The 23,653-nt window shown below is 71.1% G+C and carries 21 protein-coding genes; 9 read left to right on the top strand and 12 right to left on the bottom strand.

The window, feature by feature from the left end; translation table 11 throughout:
• The 3 genes from mmpL3 to trmB form a co-directional block, all read right to left on the bottom strand.
• The coding region (gene mmpL3 / locus A5643_RS05420; RefSeq protein WP_082948746.1) for a trehalose monomycolate exporter MmpL3 at positions 1–2,379 on the bottom strand (2,379 nt) is incomplete at its 3' end.
• Positions 2,380–2,448: 69 nt separating this feature from the next.
• The gene (locus A5643_RS05415; RefSeq protein ID WP_066852719.1) at positions 2,449–3,105 is read right to left on the bottom strand and encodes an NYN domain-containing protein; all 657 of its coding nucleotides are present in this window, start codon (positions 3,103–3,105) and stop codon (positions 2,449–2,451) included.
• Positions 3,084–3,854: a tRNA (guanosine(46)-N7)-methyltransferase TrmB gene (trmB, locus tag A5643_RS05410; protein ID WP_066852707.1), complete on the bottom strand. Its 771-nt coding sequence runs from the start codon at positions 3,852–3,854 to the stop codon at positions 3,084–3,086. Before trmB ends, A5643_RS05415 begins: the two co-directional genes overlap by 22 nt.
• Before the next feature lie 96 nt (positions 3,855–3,950).
• On the opposite strand from trmB, the gene A5643_RS05405 reads away from it, so the two are divergent.
• Together A5643_RS05405 and A5643_RS05400 are read left to right on the top strand one after the other, a co-directional pair.
• On the top strand, positions 3,951–4,664 hold the full coding sequence (locus A5643_RS05405; protein WP_156628547.1) for a hypothetical protein: 714 nt from the start codon (positions 3,951–3,953) through the stop codon (positions 4,662–4,664).
• 40 nt (positions 4,665–4,704) lie between these two features.
• Positions 4,705–6,534, top strand: a complete 1,830-nt coding sequence (locus A5643_RS05400; RefSeq protein WP_066852702.1) for a phosphoenolpyruvate carboxykinase (GTP) — start codon at positions 4,705–4,707, stop codon at positions 6,532–6,534.
• Positions 6,535–6,644: 110 nt separating this feature from the next.
• On the opposite strand, the gene A5643_RS05395 is transcribed toward A5643_RS05400, so the two are convergent.
• Entirely contained in the window at positions 6,645–7,805 is a 1,161-nt protein-coding gene (locus A5643_RS05395; protein ID WP_066852699.1) for an acyl-CoA dehydrogenase family protein, read from the bottom strand.
• Positions 7,806–7,864: 59 nt separating this feature from the next.
• Between A5643_RS05395 and A5643_RS05390 the strand changes: the two genes are divergently transcribed.
• Positions 7,865–8,845: a MaoC family dehydratase gene (locus tag A5643_RS05390; RefSeq protein ID WP_066852696.1), complete on the top strand. Its 981-nt coding sequence runs from the start codon at positions 7,865–7,867 to the stop codon at positions 8,843–8,845.
• Between the two features lie 4 nt (positions 8,846–8,849).
• On the opposite strand, the gene A5643_RS05385 is transcribed toward A5643_RS05390, so the two are convergent.
• From A5643_RS05385 to A5643_RS18850, 5 genes are all read right to left on the bottom strand, one after another.
• Entirely contained in the window at positions 8,850–10,016 is a 1,167-nt protein-coding gene (locus A5643_RS05385; RefSeq protein ID WP_066852693.1) for an acyl-CoA dehydrogenase family protein, read from the bottom strand.
• Positions 10,013–11,110 (bottom strand): acyl-CoA dehydrogenase family protein, encoded by a 1,098-nt coding sequence (locus A5643_RS05380; RefSeq protein WP_066852690.1) that lies wholly within the window; start codon positions 11,108–11,110, stop codon positions 10,013–10,015. The genes A5643_RS05385 and A5643_RS05380 overlap by 4 nt, the downstream gene beginning before the upstream one ends.
• A 4-nt stretch (positions 11,111–11,114) precedes the next feature.
• Positions 11,115–11,999, bottom strand: coding sequence for an alpha/beta hydrolase fold domain-containing protein (locus tag A5643_RS05375; RefSeq protein ID WP_082948745.1), 885 nt, complete (start codon positions 11,997–11,999; stop codon positions 11,115–11,117).
• Positions 11,996–12,871 carry a hypothetical protein gene (locus A5643_RS05370; RefSeq protein WP_066852687.1) on the bottom strand — a complete coding sequence of 292 codons (876 nt, stop codon included), beginning with the start codon at positions 12,869–12,871 and terminating at the stop codon, positions 11,996–11,998. Before A5643_RS05370 ends, A5643_RS05375 begins: the two co-directional genes overlap by 4 nt.
• 152 nt (positions 12,872–13,023) lie before the next feature.
• Positions 13,024–14,022 carry a hypothetical protein gene (locus tag A5643_RS18850; RefSeq protein ID WP_066852685.1) on the bottom strand — a complete coding sequence of 333 codons (999 nt, stop codon included), beginning with the start codon at positions 14,020–14,022 and terminating at the stop codon, positions 13,024–13,026.
• Positions 14,023–14,178: 156 nt separating this feature from the next.
• On the opposite strand from A5643_RS18850, the gene A5643_RS05360 reads away from it, so the two are divergent.
• A complete protein-coding gene (locus A5643_RS05360; RefSeq protein WP_066852682.1) occupies positions 14,179–15,384 on the top strand; it encodes an alpha/beta hydrolase in 1,206 nt (401 codons plus the stop codon).
• A gap of 49 nt (positions 15,385–15,433) precedes the next feature.
• Positions 15,434–16,849: a WS/DGAT/MGAT family O-acyltransferase gene (locus A5643_RS05355; RefSeq protein WP_066852679.1), complete on the top strand. Its 1,416-nt coding sequence runs from the start codon at positions 15,434–15,436 to the stop codon at positions 16,847–16,849.
• 13 nt (positions 16,850–16,862) lie between these two features.
• On the opposite strand, the gene A5643_RS05350 is transcribed toward A5643_RS05355, so the two are convergent.
• Complete coding sequence (locus tag A5643_RS05350) at positions 16,863–17,669, bottom strand: 1-acyl-sn-glycerol-3-phosphate acyltransferase (RefSeq protein ID WP_066852677.1); 807 nt, start codon at positions 17,667–17,669, stop codon at positions 16,863–16,865.
• A 47-nt stretch (positions 17,670–17,716) separates the two neighbouring features.
• On the opposite strand from A5643_RS05350, the gene A5643_RS05345 reads away from it, so the two are divergent.
• Positions 17,717–18,565: an arylamine N-acetyltransferase family protein gene (locus tag A5643_RS05345; RefSeq protein ID WP_066852674.1), complete on the top strand. Its 849-nt coding sequence runs from the start codon at positions 17,717–17,719 to the stop codon at positions 18,563–18,565.
• A 25-nt stretch (positions 18,566–18,590) separates the two neighbouring features.
• Positions 18,591–19,118, top strand: coding sequence for a dihydrofolate reductase family protein (locus A5643_RS05340; protein WP_066852671.1), 528 nt, complete (start codon positions 18,591–18,593; stop codon positions 19,116–19,118).
• A gap of 13 nt (positions 19,119–19,131) precedes the next feature.
• Here the strand turns inward: A5643_RS05340 and A5643_RS05335 are convergent, their stop codons facing one another.
• Both A5643_RS05335 and A5643_RS05330 read right to left on the bottom strand, forming a co-directional pair.
• On the bottom strand, positions 19,132–19,797 hold the full coding sequence (locus A5643_RS05335; protein WP_066852669.1) for a class I SAM-dependent methyltransferase: 666 nt from the start codon (positions 19,795–19,797) through the stop codon (positions 19,132–19,134).
• A gap of 19 nt (positions 19,798–19,816) precedes the next feature.
• Complete coding sequence (locus A5643_RS05330; RefSeq protein WP_066852666.1) at positions 19,817–20,488, bottom strand: helix-turn-helix transcriptional regulator; 672 nt, start codon at positions 20,486–20,488, stop codon at positions 19,817–19,819.
• 93 nt (positions 20,489–20,581) lie between these two features.
• Between A5643_RS05330 and A5643_RS05325 the strand changes: the two genes are divergently transcribed.
• The gene (locus tag A5643_RS05325; RefSeq protein WP_066852663.1) at positions 20,582–21,343 is read left to right on the top strand and encodes a DUF2249 domain-containing protein; all 762 of its coding nucleotides are present in this window, start codon (positions 20,582–20,584) and stop codon (positions 21,341–21,343) included.
• A 464-nt stretch (positions 21,344–21,807) separates the two neighbouring features.
• A complete protein-coding gene (locus A5643_RS05320) occupies positions 21,808–23,643 on the top strand; it encodes an acyl-CoA dehydrogenase (RefSeq protein ID WP_066852660.1) in 1,836 nt (611 codons plus the stop codon).
• The last annotated feature ends 10 nt before the right edge of the window (positions 23,644–23,653 follow it).

Below are 23,653 nucleotides of genomic sequence, written 5' to 3'. Positions count from 1 at the left end.
TCGTGGATGGTGGAGGCTCGCGAGTCGGGTATGTCGACCACCGAATCCATCCGGATCGGTGCTGCGCACCACCGGGCGTTTGCGTTCGTCGGGCAGGTGGATCTCGCCGAGCCCGATCCGGTTCTGCAGCCGCTTCATCCAGCGCGGGGCCCACCAGCAGTCGTCGCCGAGCAGCTTCATCACCGAGGGCACCAGGAACATCCGCACCACGGTGGCGTCGAGCAGCAGCGCAGCCATCAACCCGAACGCCAGATACTTCATCATCACCAGGTCGGAGAAGACGAACGAGCCGGCGACCACGGCCAGCACCAGGGCCGCCGCGGTGATCAGCCGCCCGGTGGTCGCGGTACCGATCCGGATGGATTCGGTGGTCGACATACCCGACTCGCGAGCCTCCACCATCCGGGAGACCAGGAACACCTCGTAGTCGGTGGCCAGCCCGTAGCCGACCGCCACGACAAGCGCGATGATCACCACCATCAGCGGTGTCGGGGTGAAGTTCAGTATCCCGGAGAAATGCCCGTCGACGAAGATCCAGGTCAAGATCCCCATCGTCGAGCCGAGCGTCAGCACGCTCATCACCGCGGCCTTGATCGGCAACACCAGCGACCCGAACGCCAGGAACATCAGCAGCATGGTGGTGGTGAGCAAAACCACCAGCATCAGCGGTGCCTTGGCGATCAGGCTGTGGATGCTGTCCTGCTCCAGCGCGGGCGTGCCGCCCACCCAGACCGTCAGCCCCTTGGGCGGGGTGATGTCACGCAACTCCTTGATCTTGTGCGCGGCCTCGTTGCGGTTCTCCAGCCCGCTCTGGATCACCCGGATCGAGTCGTCTTTGGGATGACCGTCGACGCACGGCCCGTCGGCGATCTCCGGACACGGCCGCTCCTCCCAGTGGTCGTCGGTGAACCCGGAGATCGCGCCCGCCTTACTGCGGATGTCGTTGACCTGCGCGTCGGTGACCTTGCTGCCGTCGGTGCTGCTGATCACCAGGGTCAACTGTTCGGTGCGGTAACTGGGGAACAGGTGGTCGAAGTCCTCCTGGGCCACCCGCGCCGGGTTGTCCGGCGGCAGATACTTCTCACTCATGCCGCCCAGCGCCATCTTGTTCAGCGGGATGATCAGCATGATCATGCCGATGATGATCGGGATGGCGAAGATCAACGGGCGTTTCATCACGAAGTTGGTCAACCGGCCCCAGAACCCGGCCTCGACCTCCTCGCGGGTCTTGGTCTTCTGGGTCTTCTCGGCGAACCAGTCGACGATGCGGCGCAGGAACGGGGTGTCGCGCAGCAACGGGATGCGCAGCAACGTGCGCACCCCCAACGCGTCGACGTGGCTGCCCAGCACACCGAGGATGGCCGGCAGCAGCGTGATCGACAGCAGCGCCGCCAGCGACACCGCGGCGATCAGCGCGTAGGTCAGCGACTTGACGAAGCCCTGCGGCAACAACAGCAGGCTGGCGCCGGAGGCGATGATCAGCACCGCCGAGAACACCACGGTGCGCCCGGCGGTGATCACCGTGCGCCGCACCGCGGCCTCGGTGTCATAGCCCTCGGCGATCTCCTCGCGGAACCGGCTGACCACGAACAGCCCGTAGTCCACCGCGATGCCCAACCCGATCAGTGAGACGACCGGTTGGGCGAAGAAATGCACCGGGCCCAACATGGCGATCCCGCGCAGGATGCCCATCGCCCCGGCGATGGACAGCCCGCCCACCAGCACCGGCAGCACCGCGGCGACCACCCCGCCGAACACGAAGAACAGCACGACGGCCACCAGCGGCAGCGCCAGCACCTCCATGCGGCGCTGGTCGGTGGCGATGGTGCCGGTCAACGCGTCGGCGATCGGCTGCAGCCCCGCCAGCTCCACCCGGCCGCCGTTGAGTTTGGCCAGGTCGGGGGCGACCCCGCCGGTGTCGGCGCGGTAGTTGTTCAAGATCTCGTCGTCGTCGTCGCCCTTGAGCGGAATCGACACGAACGTGTGTTTGCGGTCCTCGGTGGCCATCCCCTTGACCACCGGGTCTTCGCTGGTGGGGGCGCGCAGCCAGCCGACCCAGCCCACGACCTGGTCCTCGTGCTCGTCGACGAAGGTGTTCAACTCGTCGACGATCTCCTTCTGCCAGGCCTTGTCGTCGACGGTTTTGCCGTCCGGTGGGGTGAACACGGCCACCACGTGGCTGGTGCGGTCCCGTCCGTAGGTGTCGTCACCGGCGATGGAGGCCTGCACCGATTCGCTGCCGTCGTCGTAGAAGCCGCTCTGGGTGACGTGGTCGCCCAGGCTCATCCCGAAAACACCGCCGCCGAGGCACACCGCGACCATCACGCCGATCACGATGAACCGGTATCGATAGACGATCCGACCCCACCAGGCGAACACCTAAACTCCTTGCTGATTCTGCGCCGATTCGCGCAATGGGTTCATCGATCCTCCCGGGTTCTCCAGTTGTCACACCCGCGAGGACAGGAGTGAAGTCAGCGGCCGGAACGGCTGCAACCACGCCCCCTGCTCTGGTAGCGAATCGAGACCGATCCGCGGCAGCGGCTCCCGGAATACACCAGCGATGTCCTCCAGGTCTACAAACTCCAAGGTATCCGAGGCTAGCGCCCAACTGGCATGTTCGCGAAATCCCAGCACCTGGACGGGGGTGCCGGTCGCGGCGATCTCCTCGAGCGGTTCGCGGAAGGCCTGACCGTCGGCGGAGGCGACCACGAGCGCGGCCAGCCCCTGCCCGTTGCGCAGCGCGATGTGCTCGAGCATGTCGGTGTCGACGTCGCTGTCCTCGTCGAGCTTGGGCTTGGCGAACACGGCGAACCCGACGTTGCGCAGCGCCTCGACCCAGGGCCGGACCACATCGGCGGTGCCCGGCGCGATGTTGGTGAACACCGTGGCCTCCGGTTCGACCACCGCGCCGGGGCGCTGCGCGGCGACATCGCCGGTGCGGGTCAGCAGCCAGCGGCCCAGCGCGTCGAAGCGGGGCCGCTCCACCCCGGTGGGGCGGCGGCCCAGGATGGAACCCAACCCCATGTCGAGGTTGGGGGCGTCCCACACCAGCAGCACCCGCTGCGGCTCGTCCTCGTCGCTCACCCCGGTGGCCTCTCCCAGATCAGTTCGGTGACCGCGCGGCCGGCCTCCCGCGCCTTGCTCTCGTATTTGGTGACCGGCCGGGCCACCGAGATCGGCAAGGCGGTGCCGGGGCCGGCCCGGCGCAGCCGCGGCTCGGCGTCGCCGACCTCGGCGATCTGCTCGGCGTAGTCGGCGTGATCGGTCGCGGCGTGCAGCACCCCGCCGGGGCGCAGCCGGTCGGCGATGAGCGCCACCGTGGGCGCCTGCAGCAGCCGGCGTTTGTGGTGACGCGCCTTGGGCCACGGATCCGGGAAGAACACCCGCACCCCGGTCAGGCAGCCCGGGGTGAGCAGGTCGTGCAGCACGTCGACGGCGTCCCCGCGGATCAGCCGGATATTGGGGACGTTCTCCCGCTCGATCCCGCTGAGCAGCTGCGCCAGTCCGCGCCGGTAGACCTCCACGGCCAGGATGTCGAGCTCGGGTTCGGCCTGCGCCATGGCCAGGGTGGCGCTGCCGGTGCCGCAGCCGATGTCGAGCACCAGCGGGGCGCGGCGCCCGAACCAGGCCGCGGTGTCCAGCGGCGCGGGCGGGCCGGTGTCGGCCGGGGAGCGCACCTCGGTGCCCAGTTCGGGCCAGCGCTGCTCCCAGATCCGGCGCTGGGCGTCGGAGAGCGCCGAGCGCCGCGACCGGAAACTGGTGGTGCGCGGAAACATGCCGCCGCGCTGCGGGGCCGCGGACTGCGGCGGGGCCGCTTCGTCTTGCGCATGCACCCGTCCATGGTGGCCCATCGGCGCCGCCGCGCTCAGCCCGGAGGCCCAGATTGATACCCAACAGTTGCCTGGGTGACTCGCGCCCGGCCCGGGCCCGCCCCACCATGGCGGGGGATGGCGACGGCCGAGGGGGGACCGGAGGGAACGAAGATGTCCACCGAGGACGGGGGCGCGTCCGGGGCCGGGCCCCGCGCGCGGCTGCACCGGGCCGGCCTGCAGGTGGGCTATCTGGCCCGGTACCGCTGCGATGCCCTGCGCAGCGCGCTGCAGCACGAGACCACCGAGCTGCCCCGGCGGGACCTGGCCGGGTTCCCCGCGCGGGTGCGCCGGCTGGCCGCCGCCACCGTCGCGGAGGTCGACGCCGACATCTCCGCGACCCTGGCCGGCGTTGTCGCGCTCACCGCCCCGGCGGTGACGTTCCCGCAGGCCGGGCCGTGTCCACAGCCGCAGCTGCCCGACCCGCCGGCCGCGCGCCCGCTGGAGGCGCGGCTGACCCGGCTGCTGGGGACCGGATTCGGGATGGGGGCGGGGCTGTCCCTGACCCGGCTGCTCACCGAGATCACCCCCGCGACCACGCCCGCGGAGCTGGCCGCGGGGGCGACGGCCGGGCTGGCGGTCGCGTCGTGGCTGGTGAGCGTCCGCGGCCTGTTGCAGCGGCGGGCGCTGCTGGAACGGTGGGTGGGGGAGGTGGCCGCGACGTTGCGGGCGGTCACCGCGCAGCGGATCGCGACCCGGATGCTGGCGGCCCGAACCGTGCTCGCGGCGGTGTCGGCCGAGCGTATGCGCCCGCTGCACCCCGACGGCGCTGGTCACGATAACCTCTATTAAAGGGTTATTAAGGACCGCGCAACCGACACAGGAGAGTTCCATGACCTCAGCGACCGTCCCCGGGTTGCAGAACGCGCCGACCACCCATCAAGGGCTGCTGGACTGGGTGCGGGAGATCGCCGAGCTCACTCAACCCGACCGGGTGGCGTTCGCGGACGGCTCCGACGAGGAGTGGCGCCGGCTCAGCGACCAACTGGTCGAGGCGGGCACCTTCCAGCGGCTCAACGACGAGCTGAAACCCAACTCCTATCTGGCGCTCTCCGACCCGGCGGACGTGGCCCGGGTGGAGTCGCGCACCTTCATCTGCACGGAGCGGGAGATCGACGCCGGACCGACCAACAACTGGATGGACCCGGCCGAGATGCGCGCGAAGATGACCGAGCTCTATCGCGGCTGCATGCGCGGGCGCACCATGTGGGTGGTGCCGTTCTGTATGGGGCCGCTCGGCGCCGAGGACCCCAAGCTCGGGGTGGAGATCACCGACTCCGAATACGTCGTCGTCTCGATGAAGATCATGACCCGGATGGGTAAGGCGGCGCTGGACAAGCTCGGCGACGACGGGTTCTTCGTCAAGGCGCTGCACTCGGTGGGCGCCCCGCTGGAGCCCGGCCAGACCGACGTGCCGTGGCCGTGCAACGACACCAAATACATCACCCACTTCCCGGAGACCCGCGAGATCTGGAGCTACGGCTCCGGCTACGGCGGCAACGCGCTGCTCGGCAAGAAGTGCTACTCGCTGCGCATCGCTTCGGCGATGGCCCACGACGAGGGCTGGCTGGCCGAGCACATGCTGATCCTCAAACTCATCTCCCCGGAGGACAAGGCCTACTACATCGCGGCGGCGTTCCCGTCGGCGTGCGGCAAGACCAACCTGGCCATGATCCAGCCCACCATCCCGGGCTGGCGCGCCGAGACCCTCGGCGACGACATCGCCTGGATGCGGTTCGGCGAGGACGGCCGCCTGTACGCGGTCAACCCCGAGTTCGGCTTCTTCGGGGTGGCGCCGGGCACCAACTGGTCGTCGAACCCGAACGCGATGCACACCATCGAGGGCGGCAACACCATCTTCACCAACGTCGCGCTCACCGACGACCGCGACGTGTGGTGGGAGGGCCTGGAGAACGAGCCGGAACACCTGATCGACTGGAAGGGTCAGGACTGGATCCTGCGGGAAGCGGAAACCAAGGCCGCCCACCCGAACTCGCGCTACTGCACCCCGATGTCGCAGTGCCCCATCCTGGCCCCGGAGTGGGACGACCCGCAGGGTGTGCCGATCTCGGCGATCCTGTTCGGCGGCCGGCGCAAGACGACGGTGCCGCTGGTGACCGAGGCCCGGGACTGGCAGCACGGGGTGTTCATCGGCGCCACCCTGGGCAGCGAGCAGACCGCCGCCGCCGAGGGCAAGGTCGGCACCGTGCGCCGCGACCCGATGGCGATGCTGCCGTTCTGCGGCTACAACGTCGGCGACTACTTCGCGCACTGGATCAACCTGGGCAAGAACGCCGACGAGACCAAGATGCCGAAGGTGTTCTTCGTCAACTGGTTCCGGCGCGGCGAGGACGGCCGGTTCCTGTGGCCGGGCTTCGGGGAGAACTCCCGGGTGCTCAAGTGGATCATCGAGCGGGTCGAAGGCCGCGGCGAGGGCACCAGCACCGCGATCGGCACCGTGCCCAGCGCCGACGACCTGGACCTGTCGGGCATGGACATCGACGCCTCGGACGTGAACGCGGCGCTGGCCGTCCACGTCGACGAGTGGCGCGAGGAGCTGCCGCTGATCGAGGAGTGGTTCTCCTTCGTCGGCGACCGGCTGCCCTCCGGCATCCGCGACGAGTTCGAGGCGCTCAAGCAGCGACTCGACGACGCCGGCTAGGCGCCGCTTTCTCGGCGGCGCTCCGTCGGCGCCGGCGAGTGCAGAACCAGGGAGCGATCCGGGCGATTTCTCCTACCTGAGGGTGCACTCGGGGTGGCACGGCACGGTCCTCACAGGCCGCCGCGGGCCACCAGCTGCGCGGCGATCACGTTGCGCTGGATCTCGTTGGTGCCTTCGCCGACGATCATCAGCGGCGCATCACGGAAATAGCGTTCCACGTCGAATTCGGTGGAGTAGCCGTAGCCGCCGTGGATGCGAACGGCGTTGAGCGCCACCTGCATCGCCATCTCGGAGGCGAACAGCTTGGCCATTCCCGCCTCGAGGTCGGCGCGCTCACCGCTGTCGTAGCGGTCGGCGGCGTGCCGGGTGAGCTGGCGGGCCGCGGTGAGCTGAGTCGCCATGTCGGCCAGGTAGTTGCCGACGCTCTGATGCTTCCAGATGGGTTTGCCGAAGCTCTCCCGCTGCTGGGCGTAGGCCAGCGCGTCCTCCAGCGCCGCGGTGGCCACCCCCAGCGCCCGCGCGGCCACCTGGATGCGCCCGGTCTCCAGCCCCTTCATCATCTGGGCGAACCCGCGGCCGGGCACCCCGCCGAGAATCGCCGCGGCCGCCACGCCACAGTCGTCGAAGACCAGCTCGCAGCTCTCCACCCCCTTGTAGCCCAGCTTGGGCAGGTCCCGCGAGACCGTCAGCCCGGCGCTGGGATTCTCCACCAGCAGCACCGAGATCCCGGCGTGCGCCGGGCTGGCCGCCGGATCGGTCTTGGCCAGCACCGCGATCAGCCCGGAGCGGCGCGCGTTGGAGATCCAGGTCTTGGCCCCGGTGATGCGCAGCGTGCCGTCCCCGCCGTCGACGGCGGTGGTGGTCATGTTCTGCAGGTCGCTGCCGCCGCCGGGTTCGGTCAACGCCATCGTGGCCCGCACCTCGCCGGTGGCCAGCAGCGGCAGGTAGGTCCGTTTCTGTTCGGCGGTGCCGAACAGGTCCAGCAGCCGGGCGACGACGGTGTGCCCGCCCATCGCGCCGGCCAGGCTCATCCAGCCGCGCGCGAGCTCCTGGGTGACCAGCGCGTAACACCAGGTCGACACCGGCGTGCCGCCGTGCTCCTCCGGCACCGCCAGCCCGTAGATGCCGAGCTGTTTCATCTGCTCGATCCAGGCTTCGGGGTAGGTGTTGGCGTGTTCGACCTCGCGCACCGAGGGTTTGACGTCCCGGTCGATGAACGCGCGCACGGTCTCCACCAGCAGGGATTCCTCGGTGGTCAGCTCGGTGCGCACCGGCGCTCCTTCGGTTGTGCCAGTATCGGTACCGCCATGGTGACCCAAGCGGAGGCGGCATGAACGACGGGCCCTACTTCGACGAGCTGTCGGTCGGGCAGGTCTTTGACCAGGCGCCGTCGATGACGTTGTCCGCCGGGGTGGCGGCGGTGCACCAGTCGATCGTCGGGGACCGGCTGCGGCTGTCTTTGGACGGCGAGCTCGCCGCGGCGGTCACCGGGGCGCCGGGCCCGCTGGCGCACCCGGCTTTGGTCACCGACGTCGCGATCGGGCAGTCCACCCTGGTCACCCGGCAGGTCAAGGCCAACCTGTTCTACCGCGGGCTGGTCTTCCACCGCTTCCCGGTCCTCGGTGACACGCTGCGCACCCGCACCGAGGTGGTCGGGTTGCGGGCGAACTCGGTGCGGCCCGGCCGGGCACCCACCGGGCTGGCCGCGCTGCGGATGACCACCGTCGACCAGCAGGATCGGCTGGTGCTGGACTTCTACCGGTGCGCGATGCTGCCGGCCCGCAAGCCGGTCACCGAACCGGCCGACGACCTGACCGAGGTCGGTGCCGACGCGGCGCTGCCGCCGGTCGACCCGACGGAGCACTGGGACGCCGCGGAGTTCCGCAGCCGGGTGCCCGGACCGCACTTCGACCCCGAGTTGGCCGGCGTCCGGCTGGTCAGCAGCGCCGACGTCGTCAGCAGTGCCCCTGAACTCGCCCGCCTCACTCTGAACGTCGCTGCCGCGCACCACGATTCGCGGGGGCGTGGGCGACGGTTGGTCTACGGTGGGCACACCATCGGGCTGGCCCTGGCGCAGGCCGGCAGGCTGCTGCCGAATCTGGCCACCGTGTTGGCCTGGCAGTCCTGCGACCACACCGCGCCGGTGTACGAGGGCGACACCCTCCACAGCGAACTGCACGTCGAATCCGCCGAACCCACCGACCGGGGCGGGCTGCTGCGCCTGCGGTCGCTGGTGTACGCCGCGGCCGGCGCCGACGACGCCGCGGACCGACCCGTGCTGGACTGGCGGTTCTCCGCGCTGCAGTTCTAGAGCGTCAGCCGAACGGCAGGTCGCGAAACGGGCTGTCCCGGTAAGGATCCGGCTCTTTCGGCAACCCCAGCACCCGCTCGCCGATGATGTTGCGCTGGATCTGGTCGGTGCCGCCGCCGATCGAGGTGAAGTAGGCGTTGAGCGCGCGGAACGTGACGCCGTCACCGATCGGGTTCTCCGGGCCGGCGAGCATGGCCTCCGGCCCGACGATCTCGGTCTCCACCCGCGCGGTTTCGTGCAGGATCCGCGACATCGCGATCTTGCCCAGCGCGGAAAGGGTGGCCGCCTCGGCACGGTCGGCGGTGGCCTTGGCTCGCCGGGTGTTCCAGCGGTTCACCGTCGCCAGTGCCGCCAGCCGGGCGATCTGCTGGCGGAGGTGCGCGTCGTGCAGGCAGCCCAGTTCCCGCGCCAACTCGACCAGCCGGTGCTCGCCCTGCGGGCGCTGGCCGCGCTGGGTGGTGCGGGCCAGATCGCCCATCAGCCTGCGCTCGTAGCCCAGCGCCACCTGCAGCACCGACCAGCCCTCGCCGGGCGCGCCCACCCGGTCGGCGTCGGCGACCCGCGCGCCGTCGAGGAAAACCTCGTTGAACTCCGACTCCCCGGTGATCTGATGGATCGGGCGGACCTGCACCCCGGGCTGCCGCATCGGCAGCATGAAGAACGTGATGCCCTGGTGTTTGGGCACATCCACGTCGGTGCGCGCCACCAGCATGCCGTAGTCGGCGGTGGTGGCGAACGAGGTCCACACTTTCTGCCCGGTGATCACCCACTCGTCGCCGTCGCGTTCGGCGCGGGTGCGCAGACCCGCCAGGTCGCTGCCCGCCCCCGGCTCGCTGTAGAGCAGACACCACTTGCTCTCCCCGCGGATCGACGGCGGGATCAGCCGACGCTTCTGCTCGTCGCTGCCGCGGTCGTGCAGCGTGCAGGCGAACAGGTTGGCCCGGTCATGCCCGGAGCCCGGCGCCCCGGCGGACCGGAATTCCGCTGCCACCAACCGGGACTGGGCGTCGGACAGGCCGCGGCCGTACCATTCCGGTTCCCAGCTGGGCACCGCCCAACCGGCGTCGACCACCGCCTGGGCGTAGCGCGCCCGCTCGGCGTCGGGCGACCAGTTGGCCGCGAGCCACTCCCGTACCTCGTCGCGCAGTTCCGCATCGGTTGCCACGGTCATGCTCCGATCTGCTGTAGGTAGCGTTCCCGGTGCCAGGCGGGGGCGCCCAGCAGTTGGGCGTCGCTGCGGGCCCGGCGCAGATACAGATGCGCCGGATGCTCCCAGGTGAAGCCGATCCCACCGTGCACCTGGATTCCGGTCGCGGCGACGAAGACGAACGCCTCCGAGCAGTAGGCCTGCGCCAGCGCCAAATCGGCGACCGCCGAGGGGGAGCCGTCGGCGAAGGCGGCGGCGACATGACGGGCGGCCGAGACCGCCGACTCGGCTTCCAGCAGCATGTCGGCGCAGAGGTGCTTGACCGCCTGGAAGCTGCCGATCGCCCGACCGAACTGGAACCGGGACCGCGCGTAGTCCACCGCCATCCGCATCGCCCGGTGCGCGCCGCCGGCCTGCCCGGCGAGCAGGGCGATCGCGGTCTTATCCAGCGCCTCGGCCAGCGCCGCCGCGCCGGAGCCGGCCGTCCCGATCAGCCGGGCCGGGGTGTCGACGAACTGCACCCGGTACTGCTTGCGGGTCTGGTCGACGGTGCTCACCGCCGTGCTCGTCAGGCCCGCCGCACCGGCGTCGACGGCGAAGATGCCCGGTCCGGCGTCGGTGGCGGCCAGCACGTACAGCAGATCCGCCCGGCCGGCGTCGAGCACGTAGTGCTTGTAGCCGGTCAGATGCCAGGCGTCGCCGATCGCACCGGCGGAGGTGGCGATGCGCGCCGGGGGCCGCGCCGAACCGTCCTCGGCGAAGGCCACGCTGACCACGACCTCGCCGGCGGCGATGCGCGGCAGCACGGCGGCCTGCTCGGCGGTGTCGCCGGTGGCGGCGAGCAGCGCCGGTGCCAGCACCGCGGTGGACAGGAACGGCGCGACCAGCAGCGCCCGACCCATCTCCTCGGCCGCGACGGCCAGCTCCACGGGCCCGGCGCCGGCCCCGCCGTAGGTCTCCGGGATGGTCAACCCGAGCAGGCCCGTCGTCGCCAGCTGTCCCCACACCTGCGGGTCGAATCCGGTTTCGGTGGCCATCAGGGCCCGCACGGCGGCCTCGGTGCTGTGTTTGGCCATCAGGTCGGCCACCGCGCTGCGCAGCGCACTGTGTTCGGACATTCGATCAGCTCCCCGTGGCGAACGCGGCGTGCAGTGCGCGGCACTGACTGGCGAAATAGTTCTGCGACACCGTCTTCCAGGGAGCCAGCAAGTCGAATCCGTGGAAGGCGCCCGGGACGACCTCGAGCTGACAGGCCACGCCGGCGCTGATCAACCGGTCCGCGTAGGCCAGGCATTCGCCGTGGAACAGGTCGTGGGTGCCCACACCGATCCACGCCGGCGCCACCCCGCGCAGATCCTCGCGGCGGGCCGGCACCGCCACCGCCGGGTCGGCGTCACCGAGATAGCACGCCCAGGCGAACCGGTTGGCCGCCGGGGTCCACAACCGGTAGCGCCGATTCGGCGGCAGCCCGGCGCTGCGGTCGTCGAGCATCGGATACGACAGCACCTGTAACACCGGGTCGGGCAACGTCGCGTCGTCGCGGGCGCGCAACGCCAGCGCCGCGGCCAGTCCACCGCCGGCGCTGGCCCCGCCGACCGCCATCCGCGCCGGGTCCACGGTCGGCATCGCGGCCAGCCGGGTCAGTGCGGCGGCGCCGTCGTCCAGGGCGGCGGGATAGGGGTGCCGCGGCGCCAGCCGGTAGTCCAGGGCGGCGACGGTGGCGCCGAGCAGCGCGGCCAACCGCCGGCACAGCCGGTCGTCCTGGCGGGCCGTGCCGAGTACGTATCCGCCGCCGTGCAGCCACAACAGCGCGGGGGTGGGGCTCGCTGGCCGAGGCGGCTGGTGCAGGCGTAGTCGCGCGCCGGTGGGCAGGGTGAGCACCTCGACACCCCGGATGGGCGGGGCCAGTCGCGACCCGGCGCGGACGAGCCGCAGGTTGCGCCGGCTCAGCGAGGCGCGCGGGATCAGCCGGGACAACCCGGTCAGATCGCTGTGGACGCCGCTCACGGTGCCGCCTCCAACCGGTCGACCTGCGCGGTGAACAGGTCCAGCACCCGGTCGTCGGTCTCGGGTTCGGCGTCGGTAGCGGTTTGGCGGCGGTCCATCGCCTCGACGAGCACACCGCGGTAGTAGCCGGCCAGCACCCGGGCGGTCAGGTGGTTGGTGCCGCCGGTGGCGGCCGACGGTGCGGTCACCCGCACGGTGTAGCCCAGCGACCAGGGCGGCGCCCCGTCGATGCGCAGCGGCTCCACCGTCGCGTGGCCTTCTTGGCGCTGCCCGGCGCTCTGGTTGACGATCGTGAACTCGCGGCAGCGCCCGAGGTAGTCCGCCAGCGGCAGCGGCTCGGGAGCCACGCTGAGCATCACCTCGAAGGCTTGCATGGAGTCGACGCCGAAGCGGGACAGCACCGCGTCGGCGACCTGTTCGGAGGCGGCGGGCTCACCGAGCAGATCGGCGCATTCGCTGGGGCTGAAACTCATGTCGTGCGGCGGCCCGAACGTCTTGTCGTCGGAGCTGTCGAGCGAGTTGATCCAGATGGCGTCGGCGCCGAGATCGGGGAACGCCGAACGATCGACGAGCATCTCCTCGGCCAAGGTGGTGATGTCGGGTTTGGTCGACGGCTTCTGCTCCGCGCCGCCGCCGCGGCCGACGACCACGACCGCTCCGATCGCGAGGACGAGCACCGCGCCCACCCCGGCCAGGGTCAGCCACAACGCTTTCCGCGACCTCGCGGCGGGCGGTGGCCCCGGCGCGTCGTCGGGCAGCCACAGCGGCCAGCCGGGCGGCACCGGCCCCCACGCGGGGTCGGGCTGCCAGGACGGGTCGGGAACCCAACCGGTCGGGGCGGGCGGCCAGTTCGGCGGCGGGTTGAAACGCATCTCGGCTGGTCCTGCTCTCGAGTGGGGTGGTGCCCGCAGCCTAATGCCCGCTCAATGCCCGGCCGAGCGTGAAACCAGGTTCACGATGGGCCTCGAGCGTGAACCCAGCCGCACGTTCGGCGCGGGCGGAACGCGGCATCGGGGCAGCCGGCTCAGGGGGCGGCTTCGAGCTTGTCGACCTGGGCGTTGAACAGCCGCACCAGATCCTCGACCTGGTCGGAACCTGACGTGGTCGGGTCGGATTTGCCCGACACGATCTGCTCGGAGGAGGCCTCCACCAGCACCCCGCGGTAGTACCCGCTGATCGCGGTGGCGTCCATCGCGGTGGAGAACGGGATCCCCGGCACCGACGAACTGGTGGTGGTGCGGTAGCCGACCGCCCAGGACGGGATGCCGTCGACGTCGAGCGGGCTGACCTCACCGTCCATGTCCATCGACTTGTCCAGCCCGGGCAGGCTGGTGCTGATCGTGAACGACCGGCACTTGTCCAGATAGTCGTGGACGTCGCGCTGGTCGCCGCCGAGCACCAGGTTCACCCCCACCGAGCGCATCCCCTTGGAGTCGCGGCTGGACAGCCGGGCCGCCGCGCGCTGGGTGGCGGTGGCCGGGCCGCCCAGCAGGTCGGCGCACTCCTGCGGGCTGACCGTGATGTCGCCGGGCATCAGGTCGTCGTCCTCGTCGCTGTCGTTGAGGAAGTCGCGCCACTCGCCGTCGGCGATGTCGGGGAACACCGACCGGTCGACCAGCAGATCCTTGCTCAGCGTGGTCAGGTCGGCCTTGGCCGAGGGTTTCGCGCCACCGCCGCCGCGCGCTGCCAGGACGACCAGGGTCCCGGCCGCCAGCACGACCACCACGGCCAGCGCGGCCAGGCCCAGCCACAGCCCGGTCCGCGACTTGGCCGGACCCGGGTAGCCGGGTGGGTGCGCGCCGGGGTAGCCCGGCGGGTACGGCGCCGAGGCGCCGGGGTAGCCCGGCGGGGTCGCCGGCGCCCCGGGGTAGGGCGAGGCTCCCATCGGGCCGGGCGCGGCGTCGTCGACCCAGAACTGCCAGCCGGGCGGCGCCGGGCCCCACGCCGGCTCGGGTTGCCACTGCGGATCCGGGGCCCATCCCGGCGGGGTGGGCGGCCAGTTCGGGGGTGGGTTGAATCGCATGCAGGGGCTCCCGCTCGTCCGTCGTCTGCGGCCAGGTCTTCAGCCAGCCTAAACAACGCACCGGGCGCCGTCGCCGGGCTCGGCGGCCGCGGCGCCGGCCCGCGGCAAACCCCCAACCTGCCGATCCGCTGGCGTGCCGGGGGTAAGCTGCGGCACATGGCTAAGCCGGAAACCAGTTTGGTCGGCCGTGCGCGCTGGTTGCTGCGGGCCCGCCCGAGCGACTACATGCTGGCGCTCAGCCAGGCGTCGGCGTCGCTTCCGGTGATCGGCAGGCACCTGGAGCCACTCGGCGGGGTGACCGCGATGAGTGTGTGGGGCACCCGCCACCTGCCGGATTTCCTGTCCACCACCGCGCGCACCTGGCTGGCGCCCGGCAGCGGCGCGCTGCGTCGTCAGGAGCGCGAGCAGGTCCGGCCCGCCGCCCGCGACGCGCTGCGCGACCTGCTGCCCGCCGACGCGCTCGCCACCGACTGGCCCGAGCCGGACCGCACACCGCCCGCGCTGCGGGCGCTGCAGCACCGCCGCTACCTGCACCGCAGCGCGGTGCGCTACGGCAGCCAACCCACCCAGCTGCTGGACGTGTGGCGTCGTCGCGACCTGCCCGGCGGGCGGGCGCCGGTGCTGATCTTCGTCCCCGGCGGGGCCTGGGTGCACGGCAGCCGCACCCTGCAGGGCTACGCGCTGATGGCGCACCTGGCCCAGCAGGGCTGGGTCTGCCTGTCGGTCGAGTACCGGGTCGCGCCGCACAACCCGTGGCCCAGCCACCTGGTCGACGTCAAGACCGCGATCGCGTGGGCCCGCGCCAACGTCGACAAGTTCGGCGGGGACCGCAACTTCGTGGCGATCGCCGGCTGTTCGGCGGGCGGGCACCTGGCCGCGCTGGCCGGGCTGACCGCCGGTGACCCGGCCCTCGGCGCGGATCTGCCGGAGGGGGCGGACACCTCGGTCGACGCGGTGGTGCCGATCTACGGCCGCTACGACTGGCAGGACCGGTCCACCCGGGAACGCGAGCAGTTCGTCGACTTCCTGCAACGGATCGTGGTGCAGAACTCGATCCGGCGGACCCCCGAGGTCTTCCGCGACGCCTCGCCGATCGCGCGGATCCACCCGCAGGCGCCGCCGCTGCTGGCGGTGCACGGCAGCCGCGACACCGTGATCCCGGTGGAGCAGGCCCGCGTGTTCGTCGACCGGTTGCGGCAGGTGTCGCGCGCCGAGGTGGGGTATCTGGAACTGCCCGGCGCCGGCCACGGCTTCGACATGACCGACGGTGCGCGGACCGGGACCGCGGTTACCGCAATCGGACTGTTCCTCAACGAGATTCATCGCAACAGCGCGAAAGTCGGCGTTAAAGCGGCGATCTAGCCCAGCTGGGCCCGGGCCGACGGTATCGTCCCGGGCAGGAGGTACCGCGGTGAAACGGTTGAGTGGCTGGGATGCGGTCTTGCTCTACAGCGAGACGCCCAACGTCCACATGCACACCCTCAAGGTGGCGGTGATCGAACTCGACGCCGAGCACCGCGACTTCAACGTCGAGCAGTTCCGGGCGGTGCTGCGCGGCCGGCTGTACAAGCTGGAGCCGTTCCGCTACCAGTTGGTCGACATCCCGTTCAAGTTCCATCACCCGATGTGGCGGGAGAACTGCGAAGTCGACCTGGACTACCACGTGCGGCCGTGGCGGCTGCCCGCGCCGGGCGGCCGGCGTGAACTCGACGAGGCGATCGGCGAGATCGCCAGCACCGCGCTGGACCGCAGCAGGCCGCTGTGGGAGATGTATTTCATCGAGGGGTTGGCCAACAACCGCATCGCGGTGGTCGGCAAGATCCATCACGCGCTGGCCGACGGGGTGGCCTCGGCCAACCTGATGGCCCAGGGCATGGACTTACAGCGCGGCCGCGATGTGGTGCGCGACTATCCCACCGACCCGCCGCCGACCCGCGGTGAGCTGGTCCGGTCGGCCTTCCGCGACCACCTGCGCCAGCTGGGCCGGATCCCGGCCACCATGCGCTACACCGGCGCCGGGCTGGGCCGGGTGCGCCGCAGCGGCCGACGGCTTTCCCCGGAGTTGACCCGCCCGTTCACCCCGCCGCCGAGCTTCATGAACCATGTGCTCACCCCGGGCCGGCGGTTCGCCACCGCCACGCTGGCCCTGGCCGACATCAAGGCGACCGGCAAGACCCTCGGTGTGACGATCAACGACATGGTGCTGTCGATCGCGGCGGGCGCGTTGCGCACCCTGCTCCTGCGGTACGACGGCAACGCCGACCACCCGCTGCTGGCATCGGTGCCGATGGGATATGACTTCTCCCCGGAACGGATCTCCGGCAACCGGTTCAGCGGCGTGTTGGTGCCGCTGCCGGTGGACAGCGACGACTCGTTGGAGCGGGTGCGGCGGGTGAGCGCGGCGGCCACCGAAGCCAAGGAGACCAACCAGCTGATCGGCCCCGAGTTGATCACCCAGTGGGCGGCCTACTTCCCGCCCGCGGCGATGGAGGCGCTGTTCCGGCGGATGTCGCTGTCCGAAGGCCAGAACAAGACCCTCAATCTCAACGTCTCCAACGTGCCCGGCCCGCGCGCGCACGGCCGGGTCGGCGGGGCATTGGTCACCGAGATCTATTCGGTGGGTCCGCTCACCGCGGGTGCCGGCGTCAACATCACCGTGTGGAGCTACGTCGACCAGCTCAACATCTCGGTGCTGACCGACGCGGTGACCCTCGACGACCCGCACGAGATCACCGCGGCCATGGTCACCGAGTTCGCCGCGATCCGCCGCGCCGCCGGGCTGCCCGAGGAGCTCACGGTGATCGAGGCCGCGATGGCGCCGGCCTGACCGTCGTCGCGGGTCAGCCGATCACCGGGAAGCGGCGCTCGGCGGCCAGTTCGTCGAGGGCGTCCTGCATCACCGAGCGCACGTGGGCGTCGACGGCTTCGATGTCGGGGTCCTCGCCGAACTCGGCGACGATGTCGATCGGCTCCAGCACCTGGGTGACGATCTTGGTGGGCAGCGGCAGGTTCGGCGGTACCACCGCGGACAGGCCGAACGGGAACCCGAACGACACCGGCAAGATTTTGGCGCGCATCAGCTTGTCCAGCCGCAGCGCTTTGGCCAGCCACTCGCCGCGGGACAGGAACAGCTGGCTCTGCTGGCCACCGATGGACACCGACGGCACGATCGGCACGCCGGCGTTGAGCGCGGCCCGCACGTAGCCGGTGCGGCCGTCGAAGTCGATGACGTTCTCCGAGAGGGTCGGCCGGTAGACGTCGTAATCTCCGCCGGGGAAGACCACCACCACGCCGCCGGAGCGCAGCGCGGCCTCGGCGTTCTCGTGGTTGGCGTGGATGAAGCCCATCCGGATGAAGAAGTCCGCCGTGGCGCCGGTGAGCAGGATGTCGTGGCTGAGCGTGTAGACCGGCCGGTCGTAGCCGAACTTCTCGTAGAAGCCGGTCGCGAACACCGGCACGTCCATCGCGAACAGTCCGCCGGAGTGGTTGGCCACCACCAGGGCGCCGCCGGGCGGGAACGACTCCAGACCGCGGGTCTCGGCGCGGTGGTAGCCCTTGACCACCGGACGCAGCCAGCCCATCACCCGCTCGGTGAAGCCGGGATCCCACTTGGCGGTTTCGGAACGATCGCTCTCACGTGCACTCATAAGGCCGCCAATCCTACCCAGGGGCCCCGGCCGATACCATCGGCGAGGTGAGCGAAACCGGCGTCGACGTGGCGGCCTACCTGCACCGCATCGGCTACGACGGACCCACCGATCCCACCGCGGACACCTTGGCGGCGCTGGTGATCGGACACACCATGCACATCCCGTTCGAAAACCTCGATCCGCTGTGCGGTGTCCCGGTGATCGACCTGGGTCCGGCCGCGCTGACCGCGAAGCTGGTCACCGCCGGGCGCGGCGGCTATTGCTATGAACACAACACGCTGCTGCGGTATGTGTTGGCGGAGTTGGGGTTCGGCGTCGACGCGTTGGGCGCCCGGGTGGTGTGGGGAAACCCGGAGGGGCCGGACGGCCCGCCGCCCGCCGAGACCCATCAGGCGCTGGCGGTGCGGCTGCCCGGCGACGACGGCGGTGAGGATCCGTGGCTGGTCGATGTCGGATTCGGCGGGCAGACCCTGACCTCGCCGATCCGGTTGCGTCCCGACGCGGCCCAGCAGACCCGCCACGAGGACTACCGGCTGCGCCGCCGCGGCGGCGGCTACCTGCTGGAGACCCGGCTGCCGGCTGGCTGGACGCCGCTGTACACCTTCAGCACCGTCCCGCGCCCCCTGATCGACCTGCAGGTGGGCAGTTGGTACGTCTCGACCTATCCGGAGTCGAAGTTCGTCACCGGGCTGAGCGCGGCGATCACCACCGCCGATGCGCGCTGGAACCTGCGCGGCCGGCACCTGACCGTGCACCTTCGCGACGGCCACACCGAGCGGACCCGGCTGGACTCCGCCGAGCAGGTGCTCGACGTACTCGCCGACCGGTTCGGCCTGCCGGTGTACGGGATCGACGGGCTGGCCGCCCGGGTCGCGGAGGTGCTGGACAGCTGACGGGCCGGGCCTAGGCTCGACGGCCATGGCCACCGTCTACTACACCGCCGCCAGCCTCGACGGCTTCATCGTCGACGACGCCGACAGCCTGGACTGGCTGACCGGCCGCGCCATCGACCCGGACGCCCCGTTCGGCTACCGGTGTTTCGCGGAAAGCGTTGGCGCGCTGGCGATGGGCTCGGCGACCTACGAGTGGATCGCGGCCCGCGAGCCGCACGACTGGATGTACCCGCAACCGACCTGGGTGCTGACCCGACGCCCGCGGATCATCCGCCCGGCCCACCCGGTGCGGACCTTCGACGGCGCGGTGACCGACCTGCACCCCGAACTGGTCGAGGCCGCCGACGGCAAGGACGTGTGGATCGTCGGCGGGGGAGTGGTGGCCGCCCAGTTCGTCGCCGCGGGTCTGGTCGACGAGGTGGTCGTCAGTTACGCGCCCTGCACCCTCGGCTCGGGGGCACCGGTGCTGCCGGTGCGCTCGGAGTGGGCGCTGGCCGAGTCCGGTGTCAACGGCGATTTCCTGTGCGCACGCTGGCGTCGCGCCGAGCGGTGAGCGGCCGCCCGCCTCAGCGGTGCGCGGTCACGTGCGCCAGCGCCCCGGAACAGCGCAGCGTGTCCACGGTGAGCCCGGCGTCGGTCAGCCAACGCCGCAACTCCGCCGCGGTGCCGCCGGGACCGAACACCCCGGCTCGGCGCAACGCCTCGATCGCCAGATCGTGACGCCACCCGGCGCCGCGCACCACCGCGAGCGCGACCAGCCGGCCGCCGGGCTTGAGGCACCGGGCGAGTTCGGCGACCGCGGTCGCCGGATCCGGTAGGCAGTGCAGCCCGTTGAACGACACCACCACGTCGAATTCGTTGTCCCCGAACGGCAATGCCTCGATATCGGCGATGGCGAATTCGATGTCGAGGTCGCCGAGTTCCGCGGCCCGGCGCCGGGCGCGGCTCAGCATGTCCGGTGAGATGTCCGCGGCGACGTAACGCAACCGCTGCGCCGGCCGCAGGCCCCGCAGCGCGACCCCGCTGCCGCACGGGATGTCGAGCACGGCGGCGCCGTCGGGCAGGCCACCGAGGTCGGCGATGGCGTCGTAGAACATGGTGACGTCGGTACCCCAGACCAGCCGGCCGAACGGCCGGGCGATCCAAGCGTTTTCCACCCCGTAGCTGTAGGCGGCGACGTTGGCCCGGTCGAACAGGGTCTGCTGGCCCCACCGGGTACGTTGGGAACTCATACCGCCACTCTACGGCCGGTCAGGCCCGGACAGGCAGCCTCAGCCGGCAGGCGCCCGGTTCGGCGAAGGCCACCAGATCGGCGTCCGCCGGTGCGCCCAACTCCTCGAGCATGCCCACCACGATCCCCCGGTGCACCCGGCAGATGATCTCGGGATGCCGGCGGGCCGCGCTGAGCAGCGGGCAGCGGCGCAACGCCACCCCGCCCGCCTTGTCGGACTGCTCATCGGGGGCAAAGCCCAAGCGGGCCAAGGCATCCAACACAACCCGGCGGGGTTCGCTCGCGCCGCCCGCTTCGACCAGCGTGCGCCCCCAGTCCGCGCCGGCGCTTTCCGCGTCGCGTTCGGGTTCCGGGCTCACCCGGGCCAACTGACCGGCCAGCACGGTGGCCAGCGCGGCGAACGCGCCGCCCTGCACGGCCGGATCGGTCGCGGTCGGCCGGTACCGCGCGGCGGGGCGTCCGCGCCCACCGGTCGCTGCGGTGGTGCGCTCCACCAGCCCGAGTTCGACCAGCGCCTCGAGATGCTCGCGGATGGTGTTGGTGTGCAACCCCAAGGCGGCCGCGATATCGGCGACCCGCACCGGCGCGCGGTTGCGGACCTGGTCGAGCACCGCCCAACGCTGCGCGGAGAGCGGGGTCTGCGCCACCGGGGCGGGCGTCGGGGCCGGCCCCAGCAACCCGGGGTTTTCCACGGAAATAACTGTAGTAAATTCGGGGGTGTTCGGCCACACCGGGTGAGCCGCACCCACCGAGCTAGATCCACCCAGCGGAGAGGAGGCCGACACATGTCTGCCAACGAGGTGATTGTCGCGTCCACGGCGGCCGACGGCGAAGCGGTTGAGGCGGTGAAGAACCACCACGCGGAGACCATCGGGCGGGTGGCGATGCTCACCGACACCATCCTGTCGGCGGTCGAGCGCGGCGGCGACGTCGAAGGCGCCCGGGCGGCCCTGCTCGGCTTCGCCGCCAACGACCTGCTGCCGCAGCTCGCCGCCGCCGAAGAGCGGCTCTACCCGGCCGCGGCGCGCACCGACCGGATCCGGCCGCTGATCGAGTCGCTGATCGCCCGCAAGCGCGGCCTCGGTGTGCTGGTGGAACGCATCCGCACCGAACGCTCCCCGGTGCGGGCGGCCGCCGACGCCCACGCGCTGCGGGTGCTGCTCGAGGCGCAGCTGGGCGACGAGTCCGACCGGATCCTGCCGGTGCTCGCCGCCGACCGGGAGGTGTCGGTCGCCGACCTGGCCGCCGGGCTGACCGCGCTGGTCGGCCACGGCGACGACGCGCACGGCGGCCACACCTGCACCTGCGCGGAGAACGAGTCGGAGATTCCGGTGCTCGACGTGCGCCAGATCCCGCACGCGATCCGGCACGCCACCGTTTTCGGCGCCTTCGACGCGGTCCCGCCCGGGGCGGCGATGGAGCTCATCGCCCACCACGACCCGATCCCGCTGTTGCACCAGCTGGAGCAGCGGTCCGGCGGCGGTCTGGTCGTCAGCTACATCGAGCGCGGCCCCGAGGTGTGGCGGCTGATGCTCGGTCGGCGCTGACCCGACTAGCTGACCCGACGAGCCGACCCGACGAACAGCGAAACGGCGCCCGCAACCAACAGGTCGCGGGCGCCGTTTGTGGTTCAGCGGGTCACGCGGCGCGGCTCAGGCCGCGGGCCAGGTGCTGGCGCACACCGCGGCGGTGTGCGCCCCGCCGCCGGCGCCGGGGCGAGCCCGGGCGGCGGGGAGTGCGGTCGGTGGCCCGATTGGTGAACCGGTGACCTGCGACGTTGAGTTCGATCGTCCACATCGTCGCGCCTCCTCTCCGGGCCGTCACCGACCCATTAAGCACGTCTAATCATAGAGTTCTCTTAATTTCGGGGCCAATCGGGGCACTGTGTGTTGCCTCACCGCGGCGATCCCGCCCGCCGTCGCGCCGGACGCGGGCTTTCCGCGCCAACGCCGCCGTCGGCGCCGCCGTGAACGGCTACGCTCGGCATCAGTCGAACCCGAAAGGTGTCGTCATGGGCCACTACAAGAGCAACGTGCGCGATCTGGAGTTCAACCTCTTCGAACTGTTCACCCTGGAGAAGGTGCTCGGCTCCGGCGAGTTCGAGGAACTGGACGCCGAGACGATCCGCGAGATGCTCGCCGAAGCGGCCCGCCTCGCCGAGGGGCCCACCGCGGAGTCCTACGCCGAGACCGACCGCAACCCGCCCACGTTCGATCCCGACGAGCACCGGGTCCACCTACCGGAGCCGTTCAAGGAATCGCTGCGGGCGTGGCAGGCCGGCGAGTGGTTCCGCATCGGGCTCTCCGAGAACGTCGGCGGGGTGCCCGCGCCGGCCATGGTCGCCTGGGCGATCAGCGAATTCCCGCTCGGCGCCAACCCGGCGGTCTTCATGTACCTGGCCGGCCCGCTGTTCGCCGACATCCTCTACACCCTCGGCAACGAACAGCAGAAACACTGGGCGACCCTGGCGATCGAACGCAACTGGGGCGCCACCATGGTGCTCACCGAACCCGACGCCGGCTCCGACGTCGGCGCGGGGCGGACCAAAGCCGTCGAGCAGCCCGACGGCACCTGGCACATCGACGGGGTCAAGCGGTTCATCACCAACGGCGACACCGACGACCTGTTCGAGAACATCATGCACCTGGTGCTGGCCCGCCCGGAGGGTGCCGGGCCCGGCACCAAGGGCCTGAGCCTGTTCCTGGTCCCCAAGTTCCTGCCCGACCCCGAGACCGGGGAGCCCGGCGAACGCAACGGGGTCTTCGTGACCGGCCTGGAGCACAAGATGGGGCTGAAGGCGTCAGCCACCTGCGAGCTGACCTTCGGCCAGCACGGGGTGCCGGCCACCGGGTGGCTGGTCGGCGACAGCCACCGCGGCATCGCCCAGATGTTCCAGGTCATCGAGTACGCGCGAATGATGGTGGGCACCAAGGCGATCTCGGCGCTGTCGACCGGCTACCTCAATGCGCTGGAGTACGCGAAGACCCGGGTGCAGGGCGCGGACCTGACCCAGATGACCGACAAGACCTCCCCGCGGGTCACGATCATCCACCACCCCGACGTGCGGCGCGCCCTGATGATGCAGAAGGCCTACGCCGAAGGCCTGCGGGCGCTGTACATGTTCACCGCGGCCTACCACGACCCCCAGGTCGCCGAGACCGTCTCCGGCGCGGACGCCGAACTGGCCGCCCGCGTCAACGACCTGCTGCTGCCGATCGTCAAGGGGGTGGGCTCCGAACGCGCCTACCAGTACCTGACCGAGTCGCTGCAGACCTTCGGCGGCTCCGGCTACCTGCAGGACTACCCGATCGAGCAGTACATCCGCGACGCCAAGATCGACTCGCTCTACGAGGGCACCACCGCGATCCAGGCCCAGGACTTCTTCTTCCGCAAGATCGCCCGCGACCGCGGGGTCGCGCTGACCCACGTGGTCGAGCAGATCCGCGGGTTCCTCGACGCGGAGAACGCCCGGCCCGAGCTGGCCGACGCCCGCGCCCGGCTGGCGACCGCCGTCGACGACGTGCAGGCGATGACCGCCGCGCTCACCGGCTACCTGATGGGGGCCCAGGAGGACGCCCGCCAGCTCTACCGGCTGGCACTGAAATCAGTGCCGTTCCTGCTGGCCTGCGGGGACCTGCTGATCGGCTGGCTGCTGCTGTGGCAGGCCGAGGTGGCGCTGGAGGCGTTGGACAAGAGCCCCGACGCCGCCGACCGGGACTTTTACGCCGGGAAGGTCGCGGTGGCCAACTTCTTCGCCAAGAACGTGCTGCCCCGCCTGACCGACGAGCGCGCCACCGCCGAGAACGTCGACCTGGCCGTGATGGACCTGGCCGAGGAGGCCTTTTAGTCCGTCGGGC

Origin of the sequence: Mycobacterium sp. 1274756.6, from assembly GCF_001668625.1 — a bacterium.
In the GTDB taxonomy this organism is placed as follows: domain Bacteria; phylum Actinomycetota; class Actinomycetes; order Mycobacteriales; family Mycobacteriaceae; genus Mycobacterium.
This window is presented reverse-complemented; position numbering and strand designations above follow the sequence as displayed.

Bases quoted from the DNA above. Each gene is read 5' to 3' on its own strand.
- A5643_RS05320 (WP_066852660.1), top strand. From the start codon at position 21,808: ATGGGCCACTACAAGAGCAACGTGCGCGATCTGGAGTTCAACCTCTTC.
- A5643_RS05340 (WP_066852671.1), top strand. From the start codon at position 18,591: ATGGCCACCGTCTACTACACCGCCGCCAGCCTCGACGGCTTCATCGTC.
- trmB (WP_066852707.1), bottom strand. From the start codon at position 3,854: ATGGGCCACCATGGACGGGTGCATGCGCAAGACGAAGCGGCCCCGCCG.
- A5643_RS05405 (WP_156628547.1), top strand. From the start codon at position 3,951: ATGGCGACGGCCGAGGGGGGACCGGAGGGAACGAAGATGTCCACCGAG.
- A5643_RS05335 (WP_066852669.1), bottom strand. From the start codon at position 19,797: ATGAGTTCCCAACGTACCCGGTGGGGCCAGCAGACCCTGTTCGACCGG.
- A5643_RS05400 (WP_066852702.1), top strand. From the start codon at position 4,705: ATGACCTCAGCGACCGTCCCCGGGTTGCAGAACGCGCCGACCACCCAT.
- A5643_RS05325 (WP_066852663.1), top strand. From the start codon at position 20,582: ATGTCTGCCAACGAGGTGATTGTCGCGTCCACGGCGGCCGACGGCGAA.
- A5643_RS05360 (WP_066852682.1), top strand. From the start codon at position 14,179: ATGGCTAAGCCGGAAACCAGTTTGGTCGGCCGTGCGCGCTGGTTGCTG.
- A5643_RS18850 (WP_066852685.1), bottom strand. From the start codon at position 14,022: ATGCGATTCAACCCACCCCCGAACTGGCCGCCCACCCCGCCGGGATGG.
- A5643_RS05390 (WP_066852696.1), top strand. From the start codon at position 7,865: ATGAACGACGGGCCCTACTTCGACGAGCTGTCGGTCGGGCAGGTCTTT.
- A5643_RS05380 (WP_066852690.1), bottom strand. From the start codon at position 11,110: ATGTCCGAACACAGTGCGCTGCGCAGCGCGGTGGCCGACCTGATGGCC.
- A5643_RS05350 (WP_066852677.1), bottom strand. From the start codon at position 17,669: ATGAGTGCACGTGAGAGCGATCGTTCCGAAACCGCCAAGTGGGATCCC.
- A5643_RS05370 (WP_066852687.1), bottom strand. From the start codon at position 12,871: ATGCGTTTCAACCCGCCGCCGAACTGGCCGCCCGCCCCGACCGGTTGG.
- A5643_RS05385 (WP_066852693.1), bottom strand. From the start codon at position 10,016: ATGACCGTGGCAACCGATGCGGAACTGCGCGACGAGGTACGGGAGTGG.